Annotated in this window: 2 protein-coding genes; one reads left to right on the forward strand and one right to left on the reverse strand. The window is 62.2% G+C overall.

Annotation, left to right across the window (positions count from 1 at the left end; all coding sequences use genetic code 11):
• Positions 1 to 511 (forward strand): ISAs1 family transposase (locus ACTIEN_RS22160; protein ID WP_439525301.1); only part of this gene is annotated, 511 nt, incomplete at its 5' end.
• 168 nt (positions 512 to 679) lie between these two features.
• On the opposite strand, the gene ACTIEN_RS22165 is transcribed toward ACTIEN_RS22160, so the two are convergent.
• A partial coding sequence (locus tag ACTIEN_RS22165) for a transposase (protein ID WP_439525302.1) occupies positions 680 to 969 on the reverse strand: 290 nt, incomplete at its 5' end.

Genomic DNA, 969 nt, shown 5'->3' on the forward strand with positions numbered 1-969 from the left:
GTCGGACGCGAAAGCCCGTTTCGGCCGCTTGGGCGAAGGCCATCCGCAAGCCAGCACCCAAGACAGCGGCCATGGCCGCAAGGAGCACCGAAAGGCTGTGGTTGTTTCCGCCAAGGGATTGGCAGAACACCATGAATTCCCCGGCCTCAAGGCTTTCGGGCTCATCGAGGCAACCCGAGAACTCAACGGAAAGACAAGCTCGGAAACCCGGTATTTCGCGCTGCCCTGGATGCCTGAATCGGAGGTGCTGCTGGCCACGGTACGCGCGCATTGCGCCATCGAGAATGTCCTGCACTGGCAACTCGACGTGTCCTTCCGCGAAGATGCCCCCTGCAACCGCAAGGATAACGCCCCCGGCAACATCGCGGTCTTGCGACGCCGCGCTCTCGACGTCGTTCGGCAGGACACTTCGAAGGGATCGCTCTCCATAAAGCTCAAGCGCGCAGGATGGAATGAGGATTTCTTACGCAGCATTCTCAATGGCTTGAAAGCGCCGGCTCCAGAGAGCTGAGCCAAACGCGATTGCCCTGTGATAAAGGATCGTCTGATCAACGCGTTCGGCTGCGCCGAGATGGCCGCCTGACTGGCTGAACCGGCGGAGGGCGGGCTCGCAGCCTCAGGTTTCCTGGGTTCACTACGGCCGTCACGGCCCTTTCGTGGGTTTCAGGCAGACTCGTCCTCATGCCGCGAGCTTCCTTCGGACGAGGAACAGGTTGCCGAGCGCGAACAGCGTGAAGAGCTGCGCGCGGTTCTTGGCAAGGCCGCGGTAGCGGGTTTTCACGTGGCCGAACTGGCGCTTGATGATCCGGAAGGGATGCTCGACCCTGGCCCTGACAATGGCGATGATGCGGTTGATCCGCGCGTCGACGGGATGCAGATTTCCGCCCTTTGGCGCCTTGCGCATGACACCCCAGACCTTGCCCGGCGCCTTGAACGCGGCCTCACGCTCGGCGCTGACATAGCCCTTGT

Origin of the sequence: Marivita sp. (genome assembly GCF_051859345.1) — a bacterium.
Classification (GTDB): Bacteria; Pseudomonadota; Alphaproteobacteria; order Rhodobacterales; family Rhodobacteraceae; genus Marivita.